Raw genomic sequence first — 22,246 nt, 5'->3', positions numbered from 1 at the left:
ATGGAGTTTGCTCTAAATGGCATCACCATCAGCGTGTACGCGCCCGCGCTCGTAGGTGATGATGGGCGCCCGCTTGCTATAGTTCATGGAATGGAGCGTACGTTTCCTGGATTGCGCTTGCGTTGGACAACCTCGGAGAAGAACGATCTCATCGCAGTACCCCACCGCGATGCGTGGGTCGCGTCCGACAGGACAGACGGAGGGTTTCCGTTCCTTTGTAACGATGACGACGCCCACCCTGTGACGATTTTTGGGCTCGAAAACCCAAACGGACTTTCCGCAGAAGGCCCGCCGCATTTTGAAGTGCATGCGTCGCTGCCAGCGCATGCAGCCGGCCTTGCGGCGGCAGCGGATGTGCTGGCGGCCGTAGGGGAAGGCGCACGTGCCTACTGGGGGCATGCCACGCCCTCCAACGCGACCGTGGAGATTTCGCGGCAGACGACCGATCCGGTGCGTAAGCCAGGAGTTCCACCACGAGGGCTGCCAGCGCTCAGGTTCCCAGACTACATCCTCGCGCCCGAGATTCCGCATCACCTGGGGTGGCTGAACTACTGGTCGGATGCTGCCGCACGGGCCATCGGCTTTCCGGACCCGACGCGCGACGCGGAGTTGCTTTCGCGCTCACGGCGTACCGCGACGGGCGGGTGGGTCGTCAAACTCACCGATGCGCCGCTCGACCTGGACAACTCCGCCCACCTGGACGCGCTCAAACGGGCCTACGAGCGCTTCCCGGAGATCGGCGGGCGCGCAGCCCCTTGAGGCGCGGCACTGCTCGCGGTAGCCGTGCTCAGGGCGCCGCCTTCTGGCTCACCGAGAAGGTGATGTCCTCAAGGTGACGGTGCGCGGCCCCTGCGAGGAGTGGGTTCGACTCGAGGCGGCGGGCAACTTCATGTGAAGGCGGCGGGAATCGAACCCGTGAGCAAGGCGATGGAAAACCCTAAGCAGGACACGCTGTTGCCCGCTATCGCCCTGATATCGCTCGGGTTCGTCATCCCGCTCCGTCCCACGCCGTTCCCCTGTGTTCCGCCTCGAACCACGCTGAAGGGGCACACTGGGGACACATGCGGTGCCCATCCTGCCCCTTGGCTGCATCCACGAACCGGAGATGCGAGCCCCCACTGGGACGCCGCCCAAGGGCGCGCTCCACGGGCTCTCGCTGGCAGTGTCCGACGCGCGCGGCGCGCAACCCTGGCGCGCTCCACGGGCCCGAGCTGGCAGGCTCTACGACCCGGTTTCAGAAGGCCCTTCAGTGGCTTGGTTCTCAACGGCTAGCAGCTTAAGACGGGCATCTGGACTTAGCTTGTCCCAAGAAGCGGCATGCGCCTCCAATATTTTGCGGATAGCGGAAAGCTTACGGTAAGTTTTTTCGCCCCATATTGCCGGGTCTTCCTTTTCGGGATTTCCACCGGATTTGCGCTCCAGCCACTGTCGAAGCTCGTCATAGAGTTCGGCTTGATGTTTATGAACGTGAACTGACTGAACGAGAATTGCTGCGTCCTGGAGAGATAAAGTGCAAAGACGAAGCGGTAGATATTCAACGCCTGTTTTCGCCTCGCTATAGGCCGTGCGAGATTCCTTCAACCTCTCGAAATTATTCTGTTCTTCAGTGAAGATGGCGGGAACGAGAATGCCGAGCAGGGCGACACCGAACCCTATGAGGATCACCTTGAATGCCTCAAGGTACAATTTGTAATCCTCGATTCGATGGTCTGGCGGCAGCTGACTCTCACGCCAGCAGATGACCACCAAGAGCAAAAGCATCAGACAGACGGTGACGCGGATTGTCGTTAGAAGGGCTCTGCGAGCGACATTCTTCATAATGGCTCCATTCTGAGGAATACCGCCTAAGAGCCACCACTTTCAAGGTGTAGGAGCGGGGCCGCCCCGGAGGCTTGCAGGAGGTGTCTGGGGCGGAGCAAACGCCTCACCCGGAGGCGGGGAACGGCGCACCAGGGTACCTGGCCCGCCAGCCAATCCTTGTTACAAGGCTGACCGGGCAGAGATCTCTGGTTTACAGGGTCACCTGCTCTCGCCAAAGCTGCCGTAGGACTGCGTTGTTTCTCTCGTGTCACGTGGATTCCTCTCCCCGGAGGATACGCGCAGTCGCCACATGCCGTCGGGCCACCTCTCCGGACACATACCCTTTCTTGGTTTTCTTCTTGTGCTTGCGTGGATGCTTGCGCAGTCTGGCCGGATTGACGTTCGCCGCCATCCTCAACAGCGTGCGGCTCAGTTCAGTCGCTGACTGTGTTTCGAACTCTTCCCACTCCGCTTCTGGCACGGCAATCATCATGCCGCTGTAGGTGGTTCTCACTTCATCCGCTATGTAATAGGAGGACACCTGGAAGTTCGCTGCCTCCAATCGATGCTCAGTCTCCACCGCTGACTGCAGCACCGCCAGGATGTTGTAGCTCATGCACGCCACGCTGAACGCCAGCAGCGCCGCACGCGGGTTGCCCAGTCCGGCCACCTCGCTTTGAAACACTGCTTCGAGGCGACCGAACATGCCTTCGATGCTCCAGCGGCGTCGGTAGAGCCTCGCCACGTCCAGGGCTCCCATGCGCTCCTCGGGCACATTCGTCAACAGGCGGATGACTGTTTCTCCGTCCTCAGTCGGCTCATCCAAATGCAACTCCACACGCCGCAGTGCCAACTGTCGTCCTGTCTCGTCCTCAATCCGGACGGCCTGCTCGAAAACGAGCCCCGTCTCCACACGCCCCACCTCACGTGGCGGCCCCACCACTGTCGGATTGGGAGAGACTCCATGCTCTCGGATGATGAAGGCGGCCTGCTTGTCGTGAATGGCGAAGAGAATGCCCGTGGTGGAGAAGTTCCTGTCGGCCAACCACAACTCTCCCTTGCGCACCTGCTCGAGGACGGGCCCCATCAGGGCGCGCTCCTGTGCGTGGGCATCCTCGGCGGGCACCATGTCCACCACCAGGTCCAATTCCGGCGCATACACCACCAGCGACTGCCCTGGCAGTGCCGCACCCCGGAAGCCTCGCAATGGCTTCAGTCGCTTTTCGCTCGCCGCCAGGTGGTTGCCATCCAGCACGCGCACCCGGTAGCCCGCGGCCCACGGCGTCTGCTGCGCCTTCATGAACTTGACTACCGGCACCAGTTTCTTGGCGCCCTCGCGCACCAGCGCACGTCCTATCTCCGGCTCGGTGCGATTCACCTTGTCGTACAAGGCCGCCAGCGACACTCCCAGGTCGGTGCGGGCCTGAGCCGCCGCATGCAGCGACGGCTTGAGGCCCAGGGCCACCAGGGCCATGAGATCCACCACCGTGGAGAAGAGCAGCTCGCGCGTGTACTGCTTGTCGCGGTACTGCTCGAACAGCTCTTCCAGCCACTGCCGACTCAGCGCCTGCTGCATCAGCAGGCGCGCCATGACCGTCAACGGGCTTTGCTTCGTAAAGCGCTCGAATACAGCATCCAGGGCCATGGTCCTTTCCTCCGGAGTAGTCCCTGAAAGATGACCTCGGCGGTAGTTCCGTGCTGCACCCCCTGATTACAGCCTGCTCCCTCGCTCGCTTCCCTTGCCGGGTAGTATCATTCTCCCGACCTTGAAAGTGGTGCGCCTAAGAGCGCCTAACACGCGTCCGGCTTGAGGGGTATCGCCCCTCAGTCGGAGCGTTTCATCTCTTTGCTGAGTACCTACTATACGGGCCTGATCGGGCGGTATCCGACGCGCGCGGTGCTGGCCCTGGCGTGCTCCACGGGCTCAAGCTGGCAGGCTCCACTGGCCCGAGTTGGCAGGCGGACAGCCGCTCACCGCTGGCATGACCAAGCACCCGTTACTGCGGGCACTGCGCAGGGCGGGCATCAGCCGCGCAGAGGGGTGCATCGGGTGGCACGACCTGCGCCACGCCTGCGGCAGCCACCTAGCCATGTGGGGTGTTCCGCTCAAGGTCATCCAGGAGCTGATGGGCCACGCGACCATCGAGATGACCATGCGGTATGCCCACCTCGCGCCCGAGGCCCGGGAGAGCGCGGTGCAGCAGCTCGACCGGCCTTTGCCCCAGCTCCACACCGTACCGGCCAGAGCCGCTGGAGGGGCACACTGAGGGCACATGAGGAAACGAGGGCAAAGAAAAAGCCCAGCAACCCCTTGAGATTGCTGGGCTTCCCAGGTTGTCCCCGATGGGAATCGAACCCGCCGCTCGGAGCCTCCGGCGAGAGCGAGCCCATTGGGTCGCACGCGGAGCGCTGCATCTCCTACCGGATGAAGCGCCCGCTGCCGGGTTGCGCCTCGAAATACTTCGGGGGACGACCCGAAGCGCCCCCGCGCCTCGTGCCGCCCCCCGAGAGGTGCTGCCCGTCTTTCAGTCCCGCCCGCTGCTCAGGCCGGGATGTGGTCGGAGATGATGGGCTCCGGCATGCCCCGCGGGCGGCGTCCAAGCTGCGTGCGGATGACCGCGCCCAGGCCCACCATCGCCGCCGCCACCAGCACCAGCGGTCCCAGCACCGGAATCTGTCCCACCGCCAGCAGGATCAGCAGCCCCAGCGCCATCACCATGGCCTGCGTCTTCCGGCCGCGCATGATCGGCAGCCGCGTGCCGATGCTGCTCGCCACCGCCGTGAAGCCCACCGCCGCCGCCAGGGGCGGAATCAGCCACAGCGCCGCCGCCACGGGGATGCCGATGATCGTCACCGCCAGGACGATGGTCACGATGATCAGCGGGATGGACGCGGGAATCAGCGCCAGCGCCGCTCCCAGCCCCACCACGCCGCCCCGGAGCGGCTTCGCCTGGATGTCCTCCGCCAGCGCCTTCATCCGCGCCGGGAAGAGCATCTGCCCCAGGAAGCCCAGCCCGAACAGCACCGCGAACTGGATGAGGAAGGTGGCGATATCGTTGTCGTCGTCCCGCTCCGCGCGCTCCTCGTTGTCGGCGTGCTCGTGCTTCGCCTTCTTCAGGCCCTTCTTCAGCTCGCCCGACACCATCTTGCCGATCTTCGCGCCGCCGAAGGACTCGGTGCTGCCATTGACGTGCGCCCCTTCCTGCTTGAGGACGGCGCCGCCGAAGGACGAGACGTCTCCCTCCACCACGGCGCCCGGGCCGAGCACCACGTTGCCTCCGAAGGCGTGGGCGTCTCCCTCCACGTGGCCGGTGATCTCCAGGTTGCCGCCGAAGACGACCGCGTCATCCTCCACGTGCCCCTTCACCGTCAGGTTGCCGCCGTAGACGACGGCGCTGTCCACCGACTCGCTCTCCTTCACCTCCAGGGAGCGGCCGCGGGCCACCACGTCTCGCGAGCCGTTGCTGGAGCTCCGGGCCTGCTGCAGCTTCTCGCGCAGGCGCTCCTTCACCTCGTCCTCGTCCACGGCGCTCTCCGCCACCTCGTCCGCGTCGCTCTGGGGCAGGGGAGGCATGGGCGGAGGACCCACCACGGCCGGCGTGGGAGGCACCGGGGGAACCGGGGCCACCGCGTTGCCCTGGGCCGAGCCCGCGGGCGCGGCGCGCACGGTGAAGATGCCGTCCTGCTCGTCCAGCTGCAGCGAGTGGGCGCGGGCCACGGTGCGCAGGGCCTGCCGGGCGCTGACGCCGTTCAGGTAGACCTCGGCGGGAAAATCCAGCGAGCCGATGACCACCACGTTGAGGCCGCCTTCCTCGGCGATCTCCTGGAGCGCCTGGTTCAGCGGGCCGCGGAACTGGATGCTGATGGTGTCCTCGGCCTGGGACGGGGCTTCCTGCGTCTGGGCGAGGGCAAGGGGCGAGGCGAGCAGGGCGGCGGAGAGCAGCAGGCCCCGGGTATTGAAGGGTTTCATGGCGACACTCACGCTTGCGAAGGGGTGGGACCGCTGCGGGCCAGACGCTTGAGGCCGAACACGGAAGAGAGGACGACGAAGGCAACCAGGGCGACGAGGGGACCGGCCGCGGTACTCCACAGCGCGTGGACTCCGCTCAGCAGGGCCTCGGTGAGGGCCGTGCCGCCCACCAGGGTGCGGGCCACCGACTTCCCCAGCCCGCTCAGCGCGGTGTCGCTGGTGAGCAGCAACCCGAGCCCCATCATCAGCGAGGCGCCGAGGATGGACAGGCCCGTCCACAGCTCGCGGCGCACGGGCGTGGGCTCGGCGGCGACCCGCGCCATCACCTTGTGCACCAGGTCCGGCGGGGGGAGCGGATCCGCCAGCCGGCACAGGTCCTTCTCCAGCAGCCGGTGCTCCTCGATGATGGCGGTGCACAGCGGGCACCGCTCCGCGTGCTCCAGGGCGGGGCCCTCACCGGCTTCCAGCTCGGTGAAGAGCACCTCGAGGTCCGGGCACTCGATGGACGTGGGCGTCATGTCGGATCCTCCGGGCTCATCTGCTTGCGGAGCTTCTCCCGGGCCCGGAACAGGCGCGCCATGATGGTGCCGGGCGCGCAGCCCAGGACCTGGGCGATCTCCTTCGTGGTGCGCTTCTGCACGTAGTAGAGCGCGAGCACCTCCCGGTCGTCGGCGGACAGGGTGGCGAGCGCCGCCTCCAGCGACTGGCGCTCCTGACGGGCGATGGCGCCGTCCTCGAGCGAGACCTCGCCGTTGGGCAGGAACTCCTTCATCGGCTCGAGCTCCTCCGTCTTCACCTTGGTGCGCCGGCGCAGCAGGTCCAGGCACAGGTTGCGGGTGATGGCCATCACCCAGAGATCGAAGGGGCGCGCGTCGTCGTACTTGTGGAGGTTCTGGTAGGCGCGCAGGAAGGCCTCCTGGGACACCTCGGAGGCCTCGGCCTCGTTGCCGAGCAGGCGCAGCGCCAGGCCGTACACCGGACGCTGCACGCTGCGCACGAGGGACTCGAAAGCCGACGGGTCCCCGCGGCGGGCGGCGGCCACGTCCGCCTTCCAGGGAGTGGCCGCGGAGTCATCGGCCATCAGCATGCCGATGGCCCGGGCGAGGTCCGCGACGTTTGCTGCGTTGAGGGCGAGAGCGTTCACGCCCTGGTCTACGGAACATGGCCAACCTGATTGCACCGCCGGGAAAATCGGCGGCGCCCGTCACTTTTTCTTCCGTGATTCCGGGCGCTTGGCCGACTGCTGGCGCCGGGTCTGCTCCCTCGCCTGCTCCTTGACGTCCTTTTTCTGGCGCTGGCGCTCGAGGAAGCCGGCGGACGGCTGGGAGGGGCGGAGGTCCTGGGTGGCCTCCCGGGCCTGGGGCCCCCTGCCCGGGGTGGGAGCGGCCTCCGGGGCCGGGGAGCGCCGGGCGGCCCGGGGGCCCGTCTTGGGTGCCGCCCGGGAGGTCTCCTTGAACCCGGAGACGGGAGGCGTGGCGCTGGGCGCCTTGCGGGGGCCGCGGGGGGCGTAGGCCGTGTCCCCGGACTCCCGATCCTCGTCCCGGTCCTCCACGGGGGCACGCCAGGACTCGCGGATCTGCTGCGCGGTGTCCTCGGTGTACTCGAAGTGGAAGAGCCGCTTGACGACGAGCGTGGCGTAGGCGCCGGGAGGCAGGGTGAAGGCGATGTTGGTCTTGAGGTAGCCCCGGTTCAGGTCGTCATTCTGGACGCGGCCGATGACGAGCTTGTGGGGGATGACGACGATGGGGCGCTCCTCGTGCTTGAAGTAGAGCATCCGCGAGGCCTCCTCGATGCGGAGGTCCTGCAGCGTCAGCTTCTCGCGGCCGAGCACCCAGTCCACGGCCTGCTTCACCAGCGGATCCTTGAACTGGCTGTCCGGGGCGAGCAGGGGGAAGGTGGCCTCGCGCAGGGCCTCGAGCACCTCGGTCTTCGCGTCGCGGTGGAAGAGCAGGGTGCCCGCCTGGTACTTCATGGGGAAGAGGTGCTCGCGGGGCAGCAGCATCTGGAGGTAGCGCCGCACGCCCTCGTTCCAGAGGTAGCTCTGGTAGGTGAAGAGCAGCATGGCGCGGTAGGACGCGTCGATCTGCAGGAAGGCGCGCAGGTAGTCGCCGGGGTGCTCGCGCAGGGACTTGAGGATGCGGTGGTACTTGCGGCTGCCCTCGAAGGGCACGCGCGCGTCCCACCGGCCCCAGTTCTCGCGCCAGAAGGCCTTCACCTTGGCGTCCTCGCTGCGGTCCAGCTCCGAGGGCTGGGCGAGGTAGTTGCGCAGCGCGGCCTCGAAGTCACCGCGGATGAGATCCTTGGCGATGAAGCCCTGGCCGTGCTTGAGCGAGCCGAAGCGCTGGCTGTCGAAGTAGTTCACCACGCCCAGCCGGTTGATCTCCGCGGCGGCCAGGTTGAGCGGGCTGATGGACTCCTCCGTCAGCATGCGCACGGTGACGGCGAAGCGGTTGGAGGTGATGTTGGCGGCCGACAGCGGCTGGTCCGTGCGCCCCAGGTACTTCAGGCGCAGATCGGGGTCCTGCATGTCCACGTCCGCCCCGTCCACCGCGATGAGCTGCTCGGTGCGGCCCTGCTTGTCCTTCAAGCCGCAGTAGGAGATGGAGCCGGGCCTGAGACCGAAGGCGTCGCGGATACGGTCCGCCGCGTCGAAGGTGGACAGCTTCTGCTTGTCCATCAGGTAGACGCGGTGGCGACCGCTCGGCACCTCGTCGAAGCGGTACGACTCCTTGACGGAGAAATCTTCGGGTTTCTGCTTGATTCGCACGGGGCTTCCCTTAACAGCCCGGGTGGCCTGAGCGGAAGGAACGAATGGCTGGGGGCCTGACAACCCGACATCCCCGGACGTAAGGTACCGCCCCCCATGAGACTCGTCCCCCTGCTCGCCCTCCTGCTGGCCACCGGCTGTGCCTCCACCCTGTCCACGATGCAAACGGCGAAGCCGCTCGCCCGGGGCCAGATCCAGGTGTCCGGCGCGGTAGGCGTCTTCACCCCGGTGGGCCAGCTCGGCACGCTGATCAACGAGGGCATCGTCCAGGGCAAGGCCATCCACGACACCGTCCGCTCGGGCGAGCCCTACCACCTGGAGGAGGCCGAGGCCCAGCGGCTGCTCGGCGTGGGCATGGCGCTCGCGGTGGCCCCTCCCGGCCCGGCCAACGAGCTGATGATCCGCACCGGCCTGCTGGAGTCCAACACCCTGGACCTGGGCCTGCGCCTGAGCACCACCTCCCTGCGCTTCGACGGCAAGGTGCGCCTGGCGCACGGCGGCGATCCCGAGGACGACTCCCTGCCCGACTACCAGCGCAAGTCCTACGACCTGGCCCTCGGCGTGGCCTACTCCCGCCACGTCTTCAAGAGCCCCGTCCTGGACGCGCTGGAGATCGTGAAGATCGACGACTTCTCGCGGTGGGACCTGGAGGTCCCCGTCTACCTGAGCATGGACCTGGGGGACATCTTCAAGCTGTACGCCGCCCCCAAGTACATCTACAGCCGCACCTCGCTGGACTCGCGGCTGGTGGACGTCTCGCGCGAGGGCCAGGACGTGTCCGGCTTCGACCTGTCCCTGCCGGCCGAGGTGACGAGCCACTTCTACGGCGCCAGCGTGGGCTTCGCCCTGGGCTACAAGTACGTCCACCTCTACGCCGAGCTCACCGGCGGCTACACCGACTGCCGCCCCGTCGTCTTCGGCCAGCGGCGCGACCTGGGGGGGGTCACCCTGTACCCGTCCATTGGCATCGCCTTCAAGAATCCCCTGCCGCTGGGGGGCCGGGCGTCCCGTTCAGATTCTCCGGTAACCCCGGAAAGTCCGGTTTCGGTCCCCTGAAACAGGCGTCCAGGCAGGCCCGCGTGGGCGTTCCGGCGCTTCAGCGGCTCTGGTAGTGTCCCGCCGGTTCCGTCGATGTCCGGACCGTCGAGGTCTCGCGCGTGAGTCAAGGTTCCACCCAATCCGCAAAATCCCCCAGCCCACGGGGCCCGTACCTCAAGGGCCGGTTCCCGGATGGAACGACCGGGGAGTTCCCCCTGGGGGAGCTGACGACGCTGGGCCGCCACCCGTCCAACACGGTGCGGCTGGTGGATCGCGAGGTGTCCAAGGAGCACGCCACCATCGAGCGCATGGGGCGCGACTTCATCCTGCGCGATCTGGGCTCCTCCAACGGCACCTTCGTCAACGGCAAGCGCGTGGCGGAGCTGCGGCTGCGGGACGGGGATGAGATCAGCCTGGGTACCTCCAAGCTCATCTTCCACTCCGGCGAGCCGGCCTCCGCCCAGCCCCCCGTCGCGGGCCCGAGCGCCTCGCCGGGGCGGGCGGCTCCGCGGGTGACGGTGGTGGCGCAGTCGCACTCCATCCCCGCGTTCCTCGCGCAGATGGATCAGCAGGTGCCGCAGAACTTCCGGCCCGCCGAGCAGATCCAGGAGCTGGCCACCCTCAAGCGCGAGTACGAGAAGCTGCGCATCGCCTACGAGTTCCACCGCCAGGTGAGCCAGCAGGGCAAACAGGCGGATCTCTTCGAGCAGATCCTCTCGGTGGCCTTCCAGCTGCTGGCGGCGGACCACGGCGTCGTCCTCAAGCCGGGCCCGGACGGCCAGTTCAACGCCGTGGCGATGAAGCACCGGCAGGGCAGCCCCCCCAACGTCATGGTCTCCGACACCGTGCTGCAGAAGGTGGCCGAGACGAAGAAGGGCGTGCTCACCGCGGATGCCATCATCGACGAGCGCTTCTCCTCCTCGGAGAGCATCGTGGCCCAGGGCATCCGCTCGGCCATGGCGGTGCCGCTCTTGGCCAAGGGCAAGCTGGAGGCGGTGCTCTTCCTGGACTCGCGCCAGCAGACCAACGCCTTCTCGGAGAAGGACCTGACCATCCTCTCGGGCATCGCCGCGCAGGCGGCCATCGCCCTGGAGAACGCGGCGCTGGGCGAGCAGATCCAGGCCGAGGCCATCACCCGCGCCGAGCTCAGCCGCTTCCTGTCCCGGGCGGTGGCCGAGGCGGTGATCCGCGGCGAGACGGAAGACCTGCGGCAGAGCCGGCTGGCGGAAGTGACGTGCCTGTTCGCGGACATCCGCGGCTTCACCACCCTGTCGGAGAACGAGTCTCCGCAGGAGGTGGTGTCCATGCTCAACGAGTTCTTCACCCTGATGGCGGGCGTGGTGTTCCGCCACGAGGGGAACCTGGACAAGTTCATCGGCGACTGCGTGATGGCGGTGTGGGGACCTCCCTCGCCGCACGCGGACGATCCGGCACGGGCCCTGCGCGCGGCGCTGGAGATGCAGGACGCGGTGGAGGTGCTCAACGGCTCGCGCATGGCGGCGGGCAAGCCTCCCATCGAGGTGGGCATCGGCGTGAACACCGGCCAGGCCGTCGTGGGCTACATGGGCAGCACCGAGCGCCATGAGTTCACCGCCATCGGCGATACGGTGAACACGGCCTCGCGCCTGTGCGGCCTGGCCAGGGGCGGCGACGTGGTGGCCAACCAGAGCACCGTGCAGAAGGCCGGCACCGGCTTCGAGGTGGAGCCCCTGCCCGTCACCCAGGTGAAGGGCAAGGAGAAGGGTGTGCAGGCGTTCCGGGTCCTCGGGCTGGAGATCACCAACTCGCAGCGATGACGACCTTGAACTGCCCCAGCTGTGCTCGCGCGCACGATGTGAGCGGCCTCGCGGACGGCCACGAGGTGGCGTGCGCCTGCGGTGCCCGCTTCCCGGTGCGCTCCGCGCCGGCCCCGGCCCTGGAGCCCGAGCTGTCCGCGCCCACGCTGGTGCGCCCCTCGTTGCCCTCGGCGGGCACGGCGCTGGAGCTGCGGGCGCCCGACGGGGAGGGCACGTTCGTCGCCGGCTCGGTGGAGCTGCCCGGCTACGAGCTGGTGCGCGTGCTGGGCCGGGGCGGCATGGGCGAGGTGTGGCTGGCGCGGCAGAAGTCGCTGCGCCGCATGGTGGCGGTGAAGATCCTGCCCCCGCGCCTGGCGAAGGATCCCGAGTTCGTCACGCGCTTCGACAAGGAAGCCACGGCGCTCGCGGCGCTCAACCACCCCAACATCGTGCAGATCATCGATCGCGGGGTGGCGGGGGAGCACTACTACTTCGTGATGGAGTACGTGGAGGGGCGCTCGCTGCGCGACGTGATGCGCGAGCTGTCGCCCTCCGAGGCCCTGCGTCTGGCGCTGCAGGTGGCGCGGGCCATCGAGTGCGCGCACGACAAGGACATCATCCACCGCGACCTGAAGCCGGAGAACATCCTGCTGGATGGGCGCGGGCACGTGAAGGTGGCGGACTTCGGGCTGGCGGGCATCCGCCGGCCGGACTCACGGCTGCAGCTCACCGCCACGTCGGTGGCCATGGGGACGCTCAACTACATGGCCCCGGAGCAGCGCCGGGACGCGAAGAACGTGGACGGGCGGGCGGACCTCTTCTCCTTCGGCGTGGTGCTCTACGAGATGCTCACCGGCGAGATTCCGGTGGGACGCTTCAAGCTGCCGTCCGAGCGTGTGCAGGGGTTGGACGCGCGCGTGGACGAGGTGGTGGCGCGGCTGCTGGAGAACGAGCCCGAGGCGCGCTACCCGAAGGCCGCCGAGGTGTGCCGGGCGCTCGAGGGGCTCGTGTCGGGTACCTCGCTGCCGCCCGGAGCGCTGCGGGCCCAGGAGGAGCTGAGCCCGGTGCAGCGCCGGCTGAGCACGGGTTGGCGCACGGTGCGGGCGGTGCTCTCGGCGGTGGGCGGCATGGTGGTGATCTTCGCCGGGGCGAGGCAGGTGTGGGGCCCGGCGACCCTCTACCAATCGGCCACCGGGAAGCTGGTGCTCGGCTCGTGGGGCCCCCGCTGGGTGGCGGCGGGCAAGCCGTGGCCGGCCAACACGGATGGGGATCTGTTCATCGCCTCGACGGTGGAGGATCTGGCGGACGGGCGGGTGCGGCTGGGGGTGGACTTCGTGGCGGGCCAGGAGGAGCTGAACGCCCACGCGGGGACGTGGAAGCTGCAGAACGGCCAGCTCCAGGTGGTGCAGGGAGGCGATGAGGCCAGCGGCGGGCAGTTGATTCCGCGCGCGTACCTGGCGCACCGCTACTTCTCCAGCGACGACTTCTCCGCCGAGGTGCTGATGAGCGCGAGCCCCCTGGACAGGAGCTACGTCCAGGAGCCGGACGCGCAGCACTACGCCGAGCTGTCCTACCGCGTCACGGGCCTGCAGGTGTCCGTCTTCGCCATTCCGGAAGCGGGCATGCGGCTGGGCTGGAAGTACACCACCGCGGATGGGCAGGAAGTGGTGGGCAACAGCGCGCAGGAGGTGGAGAGCCTGGTGCAGGACGAGACGCCCGTGCCCGCCGGCCCCTTCCGCGTGAAGCTGCAGCTGAAGAAGCGGAAGAACGGCGTGGACGTGCACGCGTTCCTCAACGGCTCCTCCGAGCCCTTCGCGCACAAGTACCTGGAGGGGTTCCAGGGGCGCTCGGCGAAGGTGGCGGTGGGGTGCCGCAACCTGGTCTGCACCTTCGACGACGTGGTGGTGCGGGGCCTCCAGACGAAGAAGTCCGCGCACACCAGCAAGGTGGCGGAAACCCAACAGGAGTGATGGGAGGACTCGTCCCGCGGGACGAGCCCCTGTCCGAGAGTGCACGGGGGCTCGCTCCTGGTGTGCTCTTGCGGAGCGAGAAAGGCGTCCCCACCTTTGGCCGGGCCGCGGCCGTCGTCCGTGCGCGCGAGCCGCGGTTTTGACTCCGGGTCGAGGGGGAGCCATGGACTTGCGGTGGGCATTCGCCCCGCTGTACGCGGCGGGCCTGGGTGCACTGGTGGTGGCGGCGTTCTCCTTTGGCCGCAAGGATGCCCGGGCCTTCATGCCGCAGTGGCCGATGGCGTGGTTCGGTCTGCTGGCGGTGCTCTTCGCGATCATCACGCTGCGTTACCGGGCCGGGCCCTTCATGTGGGTGTCCCCGGGGACGCTGGGGGATGGGCTGGGGCTCGCGCTGCTGGTGGCGGCGGCGGGGCTGGCGGTGGTGGGCTCGCGGGTCTGGGTGCGCGCGGATGCGCTGCGGGCCGAGGCGCCCCGGAGCATCGACGAGGGCATGGCGGCGCTGCGCGAGGGCCGCTCTCCGGGATGGGGCGTGTACCGGGGCCGGCTGGCGTCGAGCGATCAGGTGACGTCGCCGGGCGGGGTGGTGTGCGCCTTCTACGAGGCGGAGCTGCGCGGGATCATGCCGGACGGGAGCAAGGGACCGCTGCTGTCGATGGAGCGGGGGTACGCGCCGGTGCTGCAGGTGAGGGGAGAGAAGGCGGAGGCGGCGGTGAGCTTCTCGCCGAAGCTGCTGCTGGCGCCGGAGCGGATCCTCCGCTGTCAGATGGGCAAGCCGCTGGCGGAGACGGGCACGGGAGTGCCGGCGGAGGGCCGGGTGGTGGAGGAGTCGCTCTCGTACGAGCGGGTGGGGCGGCTCGGCGAGGAGTGCCTGGTGGTGGGGGAGCTGAGGCAGGGTCCGGTGCCGGGCGTGTACGAGCTGTGCGGGAAGCAGGGCGGCCCGGCGATGGTGATCCTCGGCAACGCGAGCGAGGTCACGGGCACGGTGCTGGCGCGGCGGGCGTGGAAGCTGTTCGCGGTGGCCGGGACGCTCACGGTGGCCGCGGCTTGGGTGCTCGCGGGCTGAGGCCTTTGGTCGAGTCATGAAGCGTCGCCGGGCCGGCGGCGGCGAATCCATGCCCGGCCGTTCACAAAAGCAGTCCCCGGTCCCCTTCCAGATGCCCGCTCCACTCCCGGGGCGGGCCTACGAAAGAGGCAGCCATGATGCACAGAGAGGCCATCCTCCGGGCATGGAAGGACCCCACCTTCCGTGCCAGTCTGTCCCCCCAAGAGCGTGCGCAGGTGCCCGAGAACCCCTCCGGCGCTCCCCTCAACGAGCTGGACGAGTCCGAGCTGGGCAATGTCCAGGCCGCGTTCCGCATCAGGACGTTCGTCGTGGAGTGCTTCCGCACCGCCTACTACTGGTGCCCGCGCACGACGGATGTGTGAATTCCCCGCACAGGAGGCCCTCCCCAGCCAGGGGCGCCTCCGGCGTACCGTGGCCGCGGCCTGGGTGCTCGTGGGCTGAGGCGATTGCCTGTCAGGCCGAGCGTCGGCAGAGGAGGACCAGCCAGCGTTCGTCCGGCGTCTGGGGCTTGCGGCTGGGCTCCACGCCCATCCAGACGACCTCCAGGCCGCCGACCTCGGCCACGAGCGCCTCTGCGGCCCGTTCATCGAGATCGGTGAACAGCCGCCCCTCCACCTCACGCTCGCCCGTGCCGTACTTGAAGGACATGTGCCAGACGCCGCCCGGCACCAGCGCATCCCTCAGCCGCCTCATGATCGAAGGCAGCTCCGCCCGAGGCACATGAAGGAGGGACGCCGAAGCCCAGATCCCATCGAACGCCTCGCGCCAGGCCACCTCCTGGAAGGTGCTCACCGTCACGGGCAGCCCGGTATGCACCCGCGCCAGGGCGGCCAGCCGTGGGGACGCGTCGAAGGCCGTCACGTGGAAGCCCAGCTCGTGGAAGACGCGCGCATCGCGTCCGGAGCCGCAGCCTGCGTCGAGCACCCGCGCGCCGGGGCTCAACAGCTTCGTGAAGCGCTCGCGAGGCACGGCCATGTCGATGCCGACCGTGGTGCGAAAATAGTCCTCGGCATGGCGCTCATAGAACTCGATCGTCATCGCCCCAAGCCTACAGCGGCCTCGGCCGGTTCACGCCGGTTCATGGGGCGCTGACGATGCGCCGCTGGAAGCGCATCGTCAGCACCACCCGCTCAGTAGGCGGGCTGCTCTCGTCCCGTGGGCGTCTCCAGCCAGAAATCGCGCAGGCCCGCCGCCACATCTCCGGTGATGCCCCAGAGCATGCCGACCCAGGACCAGTTGTTCTGCCCCATCCTCGGGATGGCCTGGTTCGTCTCCAATATCTGGAGGTGGTGACAGCCGCTTCCTTCCGGGACGTGCACCGATTTCAGGAAGCCGCCCTCCTTCATTCCGTAGAGGAGGCCCCAGGTGGCCCGGGCCGGCCTGGAGGGAAGGTGGTCGGCCGGCTCGGCCAACCCCAGCGATACCCGGAGGACGTGGCTGTACAGCGTCACCGGGTCCAGGCCGAGCGAGAGCGCGAGCTGCGGGCCCATGCTGCCCCCTCCGAGGCGGCCCATGTTCGCATCGATCAACCGGGCCACATCGCCGTCGACGAGGAACTCACAGTGGAAATAGCCATACCGCAGCCCAGCACGATGAACGAGGCAGGCCACCGCCTCCTGCATGACACCCACCGCGTGTGACGAGATGTGCTCCTCGTAGGGGAGGAGCAGTTGCGATTCGGTCGAGCCGACCTTGCGTCGCCCCGACACGGTGATGGGGTGCACGCGTCCCCCGAGGACGTACCCCTCCAGGCTGCACAGCTCGCCCGAGAGCAACTCCTGGCAGAGCCACGCGTCGGGCGAGAGGAAGCCGGGGATCTCCGCCGAGGCCAGCGCCCTCTCCACCGCGGGCCGCAGCTCCTCCCCGGGTGGGATGGCCGTGAAACCAATCGCTCCCGCCGTGGCCCGGGGCTTGAGCACGATGCCCCGCGCCGACTCCCGCCAGACCGCTTCGATGCGTGCCCAGGGGATGTTCCCCCGCTCGAACGAGATGCTCCGCGGGCTGAACTCCGGGATGAGCGCCGCCACCCGTGCCTTGTCCTTCAAGTCGTCCACCGCGGGATCCAGGCCGGGGCAGCCCAGCCGCTCCGCCAACTCCCGGGCCACACACAGGCGGCTATCCAGCAGGGTGATGACACCCCCTACCACGCTTCCTCGCTCTCCGAGGTGCGCGCGCACGCGCCGTGCCAGGGTGGCCGCGTCGCCCGTGGCTCCGTCCAGCACCGGATACGCCTCCAACTCCCGGCGGGTATCCGCCTGGTAGCTCCCCAGGTCGCACAGGAACAGCGGCTCGAAGCCCAGTGCCCGCGCGGCCTCGGCCGTGAAGCGAGCTCCCACATCGGACGTTTCGACAATCAGCAAGACAGACATGATGTCCCTCTGGGATGGATGGTTTTCCTCTTCACTGGCTTCACGTGTTGGACGGTGACAGCGGCACCAGCCCCATCGCCGTGATGACGATCGCGCCCCCCACGAATTGATGGAGCAGCAAGCGCTCTCCCAACAGCAGCACGGCCAGCAGGACGCCCAGGACAGGCTCGAGGTACTGGCAGAGGATGCCGAAGACGGGAGCCCGGCGAACGGAGTACGAGAACATCCAGTAGGCGAGCGGGAGCAGCACGCCCAACGCGATGGCCGCGATCAACGCGCGCCCGGGAAGCTCCAGTCCCGTGCCACTCACGAGGTGCGCGAGGCAGACAGGAGCCACCGCGGCCAGGGCCACCAGATTCGTCACCCCCGACACCTCCGCATCCGTGTAGACCCGCTGCAGGGGCGGCAGCAGGGCCGTGTACATGACCCATGTGAGCATCCCGCCCGCCATGGCCAGCAGGCCCGCGGGCCGTGGCAACGCCCACGATCCGTCCCCCGCCGCCATGAAGACCGCTGCACCGAGGATGGCACCCGCCGCCGCCGCCACGGTCCTCCGGGTGAGCGGGAGGCGCAGCACCAGGAAGGACAGCAGCGGGTTCAGTGCGAACAGCACGATGTAGGCGGCGGCGGGCAGGGTCTCCAGCGCGAGCGTCTGGAGATAGAAGTTGGCGCCCAGGCACAGGAACAGCAGCCCCCAGATGCGCCCTGGCAGGCTACGGCGCCGGGCCCAGAGGGTGGGGACCATCCCCACGAACCCCAGCGCGGAGATGGTGAAGCGCAGCACGAGGAACAGCGCGATATTGGCTCCGCTGACGCCCCACTTCACGAGGACGGGTGCCACCGACCAGATGGCGATGGACGCAATCCCCGCGGCGGCGGCTCTCGCGGCGAGCCTGTTCTTCCCGGTCGAGCCCATGACTAGCGGCCCCCCGGCCAGAAGGCGTCCGCCGCGAGCGGCGAGGTCAACAACGGCGTGAAGTGCGGCTCCTCGGGGATGTCCTGGCAGGCGGCGAACATCTCTCGCAGCGAGGCGGGCAGGGCGAAAACCGAACCCTGCTGGTTCCAGGTGACACGCTGCTTCATCCAATCCCGCGCCAGCCGTTCCTGGGCCGCGGCGCTCCCGTGGCGCGCGAGCGTGTCCCCCAGCTCGTCGATGTCCGCCAGCGCCGCTGGAAACAGCTCACTCAAACCATCCGCGCTCAGGTGGTAGCCGCCGGTGCCCGGAACCACCGCCCCCCGCTCCAGCGCGAGATTCCACAGGTACGAGCCAATCCAGGCATCGTTGTCCGTGTTGAGGCCACCACTCCAGGGGTTGTCCCGGTAGCCCCGTCGTCCGAACCAGTAGATGCGCTGGAAGAAGACGAACAGGCTCAGTTCCGGGAACTCTGACAGATGGGTGCACAGCAGGCTGTCGGTGGACAGCTCGCCCAGCACGTCGAAGGTGAGGCCCTCCAGCAGATTGCGCGGATCCTTCGTGGGCGACACCTTGTGGAAGCTGACCCGGTGGCCGATCTCGTGGAAGACGGAGGCGAGATAGATGGTGCGATCCAGCGCCGGAACGAGCTGCGTCAGGACGGAGTACTGGCTCTCCACGTCGAAGGTGCGGCGCATGCAGGGGAAGACGGCCTGCTGAAAGAGGTTCGACCAGACATCGACGAACTCGAAGCCGACGCAGTCATCCTCGGTCTCGCCCGAGAAGAACAGGAAGATGTTCTTGCCCGAGCAGATGGAGCCCTGGCCCGACAGGATGCGCACCGGAACATGCCGGGGCCACTGCCGCGAGCTGAGCCGGCTGTCGGAGTGGGCGTAGCGGGAGATGAGCGTCTCGTAATCCGTCCGCTCCTCGATCCATGCATCGACGGCCTTCTCCAGATCCAGATCCCGCAGCAACAGGGCCTCGCTGTAGTTGTGCGGTGTCTTGGTGAGCTTCAGATCCGCCCGCAGTGGGATGAGCGAGCGGCGCTCATCCAGGGCTCGCAGCAGCTCCTGGTGGAAGCTCTTGGGCGCCACACCAGTCAACGGTTGCTCCGGCATCACGGTCCTCCTCCGTGGGTTTGGGCGGGTGGAGCGAGGACACGTGCTTTGTGACTCACGGATGACTCCCGCCTCTTCGCGACGGGTTTTCCGCAGACGGGCTTGCAGCCGACCTTCTGCCTCCATGCCGGTGCTGTTCAGAGGTGGGCTTTCTCCCCGCGGCCTTTCCCCGCCACCACATGACTGGACGCATCGGTGCGAATGCTGTGAATCCTCAAGCCGTCACCTTCTGGAACTGGCGCACGCTCAGCCCGAGCAGGGCGGCGGAGAGGGCCATCAACGCGAGCACATTGGGCAGCAGATCCATCAGCCCCGCGCCGCGCAGCACCACGCCGCGCATGATCTCCACCATGTGCGTGGCCGGGAGGATCCGCCCGATCGCATACAGGGGCCACGGCAGGCCGGACACCGGGAAGATGTAGCCGCTGAGGAAGATGGACGGGAGGATGAAGAGCTGCGACATCTGCTGGGCCTGCGCCTGGGTCTTCGCGCGCGTGGAGACGAACAGCCCCAGGGACAGCAGCGCGAACAGGTACACCACCGCCATCGCGAAGAGGAACACCAGGTTGCCGCGGATGGGCACGCCGAAGGCGAAGCGCATGGCCAGCAGGATGAGCGTCATCTCCGCCATGCCCAGCAACAGGTAGGGCACCAGCTTCCCCAGCATCAGCCCGAGCGGGTGCACGGGCGTCACCAGCAACTGCTCCAGCGTGCCCTTCTCCCGCTCGCGCACGATGGCCACCGCCGTGAGCAGCGTGGCGACGATCTGCAGCAGCACGGCCACCAGTCCCGGGATGATGTAGTTGGCCGTGCGGCCGCTCGGGTTGAAGAGGACGAGCGGGTGCGCATCGAACACTGGCTCGGCCGCGGCGCCCACCCGCTCGGTGAGCGCGTCCAGGTTCACCTTCGCCGCCAGCCCGTTCACCGCCGCCAGCGCCTGCGAACTGACCACCGAGTCCGAGCCATCGATGAGCACCAGGATCGAGGCATGCCTTCCCGGTGCGGCCCCCTCTCGCGCGGCCCCGAAGTCCGGAGGCAGCACCACGCCCACCTTCGCCCGGCCCTGGACGATGCGCTCCCGGGCCTCGCCCGGATCCGACGTCACCAGCACCACGCGGAAGGTGTCGGTGGCCTCGAGTTGCTCCACCAGCGCACGGCTGGCGCTCGTCCGGTCCTGGTCCACCACCACCGTGGGCACGTGCCGCACCGTCTGATCCAGGAACCCGAACAGGATGAGCTGGAAGAGGGGAATGGAGAGCGCGGCCATGAGCGTGGCCCGGTCCCTGCGCACATGGACGAACTCCTTGCGCATGACGGCGACGAAGGAATCCCAGATGGCACTCGGTCTCATGGGTGCACCTCCACGAGCCCGGAGCGGGGCACCACCGCCGTGCCCGGGCCCTCCCGCTCGCGCGCGGCCTGCTCGGTGAGCGCCACGAAGACGTCCTCCAGCGAGGGCGCGATGGGACGCACCTCCGCGCCGGGGAAGCCCGCTTCCTCCAGCCGCTCGAGCACCTCGGCGTCCGTGAAGCCCGTGTCCACCAGCGCCTCCACGGACTGTCCGAAGAGGGTGGCGCCGTGGCACCAGGGCACGGTGCGCAGGAAGGCGAGCGCTCGGGCCGGGTGCGGTGTCTCCACCGCGAGGCGGCGCTCGCCCGGACGGTGGACCGCGGGCAGTTGCTTGAGCTCCTCCGGCGTGCCCGTGACGAGCAGCTTCGAGAGGTACAGGTACCCCACCTCGCCGCAGCGCTCGGCCTCATCCATGTAGTGCGTGGTGACGAAGAGCGTGACGCCCTCGGCCGCTAGCAGGAAGAGCAAGTCCCACAGCTCGCGCCGGGCCACCGGATCAATCCCGGCCGTGGGCTCATCGAGGAACACCACCTGCGGCTCGTGCATCAGCGCCGCCCCGAGCGCCAGCCGCTGCTTCCACCCGCCCGACAGCAGCCCCGCCCGCCGCTCCAGGTACGGGCCGATGTGCGTGAGCTCCACGGCCGCCTCCAGCCGCCGCCGCGCCCGCTCTCCGGACAGGCCGTAGATGCGCGCGTAGAACCGGAGGTTCTCCAGCACGGTGAGGTCCTCGTAGAGGGAGAAGCGCTGGCTCATGTAGCCGATCCGGCGGCGGATCTCCTCGCCCTCGCGCGCCACGTCCAGGCCGAGCACCCGTGCGCCGCCCTCGGTGGGGGACAGCAGCCCGCAGAGGATGCGGATGAGCGTGGACTTGCCGCTGCCATTGGGCCCGAGCATCCCGTAGATGGAGCCGCCGTGGACCTCGAGGTCCACGCGGTCCAACGCGGTGAAGTCCCCGAAGCGCCGGGTCAACCCCCGGACGGAGATGGTGGGCTCGGGCGCGCTCACTTCGGCACCGAGACGTAGGCGGCCATCCCCGCGCGCAGCAGGCGCCGGCCATCCTCGCGCAGGCCGATGCGCGTGGCGAACACCTGCGAGGCCCGCTCGTCCGGCGTCTGGAGGTTGCGCGGGGTGTACTCGCCCTGCGAGGCGATGTTCTCCACCACGCCCGTGAAGGTGCGCTCCGGGAAGGAGTCCACGCGCACGGGCACCTCGCTCCCCGGCCGCAGCCTGCCGAGGTGCGTCTCCGGCACGTAGATGCGCACGTAGAGCTGCTCATCCTCCACCAGCGTGGCCGCGGTGGCATTGGCCGCGAGCAGGTCTCCGGGCCGCAGGTCCAGCGACTCCACGCGAGCGGCCACCGGCGCGCGGATGCTCAGCTCCCCCAACGCCACGTCGATGGCCTCCAGCCGTCCCCGCGCCGTCTCCACCAGGCCCTGTTGCGCGCGGACGTCGGCGTCCGTTCCCTGCTCCAACTCCTGGAGCCTGGCGCGGCGGGCATCCCGCTCGGCGCGGGCCTGGCGCAGCGAGCTTTCCGCGGTGTCCAGCTCGGCGCGGGTGGTCACCTGCTGCTGGAAGAGCGTGCGCGCACGCCGTGCATCCAGCTCCGCCTTCTCCAGGGCCACCTGGGTGGCGGTGAGCTCGGCGCGGGCACGGGCCACCTGCTCGGCGAGGCTGCCGGTTCCCCCCGTGTGTCCCTGGCCTCGCAGTTTGTCGAGCGCGGCCTGGGCCTGAAGCAACTGGCCTTCCGCCTGGAGGCGCTGGGCTGGCAGGTCTCCCGCTTCCAGCACGACGAGGGGCTGGCCGGGCTCCACGCGATCGCCCTCGCGGACGAGCACGTCCTTCACCCGGCCTCCCACGCGCGAGCCCACGGCGATGTCCCGGGCCTCCACGGTGCCCGCCCAGGTGTACGGCTGGTGCGCCACCCAGGCGCGGTACCCGGCCCAGACGAGCAGCGCCATGGCCACCACCGCCAGCGGGAGGAGCCGCCTGGGTTGCTCGCGCACCTTGCGAACGATCATCACCCCGCGGGGCAGGGTCGCCGCCGTCCCCATGTGCATCACCATCCCGGCCACGGTCCCTCGCGGCCGGGCCCGCTGTGCACTCCTCGTCG

The 22,246-nt window shown here is 68.6% G+C and carries 19 protein-coding genes and 1 pseudogene; 7 read left to right on the top strand and 13 right to left on the bottom strand.

Annotated features, from left to right (window positions below):
* On the top strand, positions 1–759 hold the full coding sequence (locus tag NR798_RS25655) for a DUF5953 family protein (protein ID WP_375765122.1): 759 nt from the start codon (positions 1–3) through the stop codon (positions 757–759).
* A 462-nt stretch (positions 760–1,221) separates the two neighbouring features.
* Here the strand turns inward: NR798_RS25655 and NR798_RS25650 are convergent, their stop codons facing one another.
* Both NR798_RS25650 and NR798_RS25645 read right to left on the bottom strand, forming a co-directional pair.
* Complete coding sequence (locus tag NR798_RS25650) at positions 1,222–1,818, bottom strand: hypothetical protein (RefSeq protein WP_375765121.1); 597 nt, start codon at positions 1,816–1,818, stop codon at positions 1,222–1,224.
* A gap of 250 nt (positions 1,819–2,068) precedes the next feature.
* Positions 2,069–3,445 carry an IS4 family transposase gene (locus NR798_RS25645; RefSeq protein ID WP_375765120.1) on the bottom strand — a complete coding sequence of 459 codons (1,377 nt, stop codon included), beginning with the start codon at positions 3,443–3,445 and terminating at the stop codon, positions 2,069–2,071.
* A 316-nt stretch (positions 3,446–3,761) separates the two neighbouring features.
* On the opposite strand from NR798_RS25645, the pseudogene NR798_RS25640 reads away from it, so the two are divergent.
* A pseudogene (locus tag NR798_RS25640) lies at positions 3,762–4,067 on the top strand (tyrosine-type recombinase/integrase); the annotation flags it as partial.
* Between the two features lie 275 nt (positions 4,068–4,342).
* Here the strand turns inward: NR798_RS25640 and NR798_RS25635 are convergent.
* The 4 genes from NR798_RS25635 to truD form a co-directional block, all read right to left on the bottom strand.
* Positions 4,343–5,770 (bottom strand): hypothetical protein, encoded by a 1,428-nt coding sequence (locus tag NR798_RS25635; protein ID WP_375765119.1) that lies wholly within the window; start codon positions 5,768–5,770, stop codon positions 4,343–4,345.
* 8 nt (positions 5,771–5,778) lie between these two features.
* Positions 5,779–6,288: a hypothetical protein gene (locus tag NR798_RS25630; RefSeq protein WP_375765118.1), complete on the bottom strand. Its 510-nt coding sequence runs from the start codon at positions 6,286–6,288 to the stop codon at positions 5,779–5,781.
* Complete coding sequence (locus NR798_RS25625; RefSeq protein WP_375773821.1) at positions 6,285–6,851, bottom strand: RNA polymerase sigma factor; 567 nt, start codon at positions 6,849–6,851, stop codon at positions 6,285–6,287. Before NR798_RS25625 ends, NR798_RS25630 begins: the two co-directional genes overlap by 4 nt.
* A gap of 123 nt (positions 6,852–6,974) precedes the next feature.
* Complete coding sequence (truD, locus tag NR798_RS25620) at positions 6,975–8,537, bottom strand: tRNA pseudouridine(13) synthase TruD (protein ID WP_375765117.1); 1,563 nt, start codon at positions 8,535–8,537, stop codon at positions 6,975–6,977.
* A gap of 96 nt (positions 8,538–8,633) precedes the next feature.
* Here truD and NR798_RS25615 point away from each other — a divergent pair, with 96 nt between their 5' ends.
* The 5 genes from NR798_RS25615 to NR798_RS25595 all read left to right on the top strand — a co-directional run bounded on the left by NR798_RS25615 (position 8,634) and on the right by NR798_RS25595 (position 14,745).
* Complete coding sequence (locus tag NR798_RS25615) at positions 8,634–9,593, top strand: hypothetical protein (RefSeq protein WP_375765116.1); 960 nt, start codon at positions 8,634–8,636, stop codon at positions 9,591–9,593.
* Between the two features lie 101 nt (positions 9,594–9,694).
* Positions 9,695–11,371: an adenylate/guanylate cyclase domain-containing protein gene (locus tag NR798_RS25610; RefSeq protein WP_375765115.1), complete on the top strand. Its 1,677-nt coding sequence runs from the start codon at positions 9,695–9,697 to the stop codon at positions 11,369–11,371.
* Positions 11,368–13,320, top strand: a complete 1,953-nt coding sequence (locus tag NR798_RS25605; RefSeq protein ID WP_375765114.1) for a serine/threonine-protein kinase — start codon at positions 11,368–11,370, stop codon at positions 13,318–13,320. Before NR798_RS25610 ends, NR798_RS25605 begins: the two co-directional genes overlap by 4 nt.
* A gap of 163 nt (positions 13,321–13,483) precedes the next feature.
* The gene (locus NR798_RS25600) at positions 13,484–14,383 is read left to right on the top strand and encodes a hypothetical protein (RefSeq protein WP_375765113.1); all 900 of its coding nucleotides are present in this window, start codon (positions 13,484–13,486) and stop codon (positions 14,381–14,383) included.
* A gap of 134 nt (positions 14,384–14,517) precedes the next feature.
* Positions 14,518–14,745 (top strand): mersacidin/lichenicidin family type 2 lantibiotic, encoded by a 228-nt coding sequence (locus tag NR798_RS25595; RefSeq protein ID WP_375765112.1) that lies wholly within the window; start codon positions 14,518–14,520, stop codon positions 14,743–14,745.
* A 91-nt stretch (positions 14,746–14,836) separates the two neighbouring features.
* Here the strand turns inward: NR798_RS25595 and NR798_RS25590 are convergent, their stop codons facing one another.
* The 7 genes from NR798_RS25590 to NR798_RS25560 all read right to left on the bottom strand — a co-directional run bounded on the left by NR798_RS25590 (position 14,837) and on the right by NR798_RS25560 (position 22,187).
* Positions 14,837–15,421, bottom strand: a complete 585-nt coding sequence (locus NR798_RS25590) for a class I SAM-dependent methyltransferase (RefSeq protein ID WP_375765111.1) — start codon at positions 15,419–15,421, stop codon at positions 14,837–14,839.
* Positions 15,422–15,513: 92 nt separating this feature from the next.
* Entirely contained in the window at positions 15,514–16,752 is a 1,239-nt protein-coding gene (locus NR798_RS25585; protein WP_375765110.1) for an acetyl-CoA carboxylase biotin carboxylase subunit family protein, read from the bottom strand.
* Positions 16,753–16,792: 40 nt separating this feature from the next.
* Positions 16,793–17,668 (bottom strand): EamA family transporter, encoded by an 876-nt coding sequence (locus tag NR798_RS25580; RefSeq protein ID WP_375765109.1) that lies wholly within the window; start codon positions 17,666–17,668, stop codon positions 16,793–16,795.
* 2 nt (positions 17,669–17,670) lie between these two features.
* The gene (locus tag NR798_RS25575) at positions 17,671–18,786 is read right to left on the bottom strand and encodes a hypothetical protein (protein WP_375765108.1); all 1,116 of its coding nucleotides are present in this window, start codon (positions 18,784–18,786) and stop codon (positions 17,671–17,673) included.
* Positions 18,787–19,000: 214 nt separating this feature from the next.
* Positions 19,001–20,137, bottom strand: coding sequence for an ABC transporter permease (locus NR798_RS25570; RefSeq protein WP_375765107.1), 1,137 nt, complete (start codon positions 20,135–20,137; stop codon positions 19,001–19,003).
* Positions 20,134–21,141 (bottom strand): ATP-binding cassette domain-containing protein, encoded by a 1,008-nt coding sequence (locus NR798_RS25565; RefSeq protein WP_375765106.1) that lies wholly within the window; start codon positions 21,139–21,141, stop codon positions 20,134–20,136. The genes NR798_RS25570 and NR798_RS25565 overlap by 4 nt, the downstream gene beginning before the upstream one ends.
* Positions 21,138–22,187, bottom strand: a complete 1,050-nt coding sequence (locus tag NR798_RS25560) for an HlyD family secretion protein (RefSeq protein ID WP_375765105.1) — start codon at positions 22,185–22,187, stop codon at positions 21,138–21,140. Before NR798_RS25560 ends, NR798_RS25565 begins: the two co-directional genes overlap by 4 nt.
* Positions 22,188–22,246 lie beyond the last annotated feature (59 nt).

This window comes from Archangium gephyra, from assembly GCF_042230915.1.
Taxonomy (GTDB): domain Bacteria; phylum Myxococcota; class Myxococcia; order Myxococcales; family Myxococcaceae; genus Archangium; species Archangium gephyra_B.
This window is presented reverse-complemented; position numbering and strand designations above follow the sequence as displayed.

Excerpts from the sequence above, each read along its gene's own strand:
- NR798_RS25635 (WP_375765119.1), bottom strand. The coding sequence starts at position 5,770 with ATGAAACCCTTCAATACCCGGGGCCTGCTGCTCTCCGCCGCCCTGCTC.
- NR798_RS25600 (WP_375765113.1), top strand. The coding sequence starts at position 13,484 with ATGGACTTGCGGTGGGCATTCGCCCCGCTGTACGCGGCGGGCCTGGGT.
- NR798_RS25650 (WP_375765121.1), bottom strand. The coding sequence starts at position 1,818 with ATGAAGAATGTCGCTCGCAGAGCCCTTCTAACGACAATCCGCGTCACC.
- NR798_RS25655 (WP_375765122.1), top strand. The coding sequence starts at position 1 with ATGGAGTTTGCTCTAAATGGCATCACCATCAGCGTGTACGCGCCCGCG.
- NR798_RS25585 (WP_375765110.1), bottom strand. The coding sequence starts at position 16,752 with ATGTCTGTCTTGCTGATTGTCGAAACGTCCGATGTGGGAGCTCGCTTC.
- NR798_RS25560 (WP_375765105.1), bottom strand. The coding sequence starts at position 22,187 with ATGGGGACGGCGGCGACCCTGCCCCGCGGGGTGATGATCGTTCGCAAG.
- NR798_RS25590 (WP_375765111.1), bottom strand. The coding sequence starts at position 15,421 with ATGACGATCGAGTTCTATGAGCGCCATGCCGAGGACTATTTTCGCACC.
- NR798_RS25605 (WP_375765114.1), top strand. The coding sequence starts at position 11,368 with ATGACGACCTTGAACTGCCCCAGCTGTGCTCGCGCGCACGATGTGAGC.
- NR798_RS25570 (WP_375765107.1), bottom strand. The coding sequence starts at position 20,137 with ATGAGACCGAGTGCCATCTGGGATTCCTTCGTCGCCGTCATGCGCAAG.
- NR798_RS25615 (WP_375765116.1), top strand. The coding sequence starts at position 8,634 with ATGAGACTCGTCCCCCTGCTCGCCCTCCTGCTGGCCACCGGCTGTGCC.
- NR798_RS25645 (WP_375765120.1), bottom strand. The coding sequence starts at position 3,445 with ATGGCCCTGGATGCTGTATTCGAGCGCTTTACGAAGCAAAGCCCGTTG.
- NR798_RS25625 (WP_375773821.1), bottom strand. The coding sequence starts at position 6,851 with ATGGCCGATGACTCCGCGGCCACTCCCTGGAAGGCGGACGTGGCCGCC.
- NR798_RS25580 (WP_375765109.1), bottom strand. The coding sequence starts at position 17,668 with ATGGGCTCGACCGGGAAGAACAGGCTCGCCGCGAGAGCCGCCGCCGCG.
- NR798_RS25595 (WP_375765112.1), top strand. The coding sequence starts at position 14,518 with ATGATGCACAGAGAGGCCATCCTCCGGGCATGGAAGGACCCCACCTTC.
- NR798_RS25575 (WP_375765108.1), bottom strand. The coding sequence starts at position 18,786 with ATGCCGGAGCAACCGTTGACTGGTGTGGCGCCCAAGAGCTTCCACCAG.
- NR798_RS25630 (WP_375765118.1), bottom strand. The coding sequence starts at position 6,288 with ATGACGCCCACGTCCATCGAGTGCCCGGACCTCGAGGTGCTCTTCACC.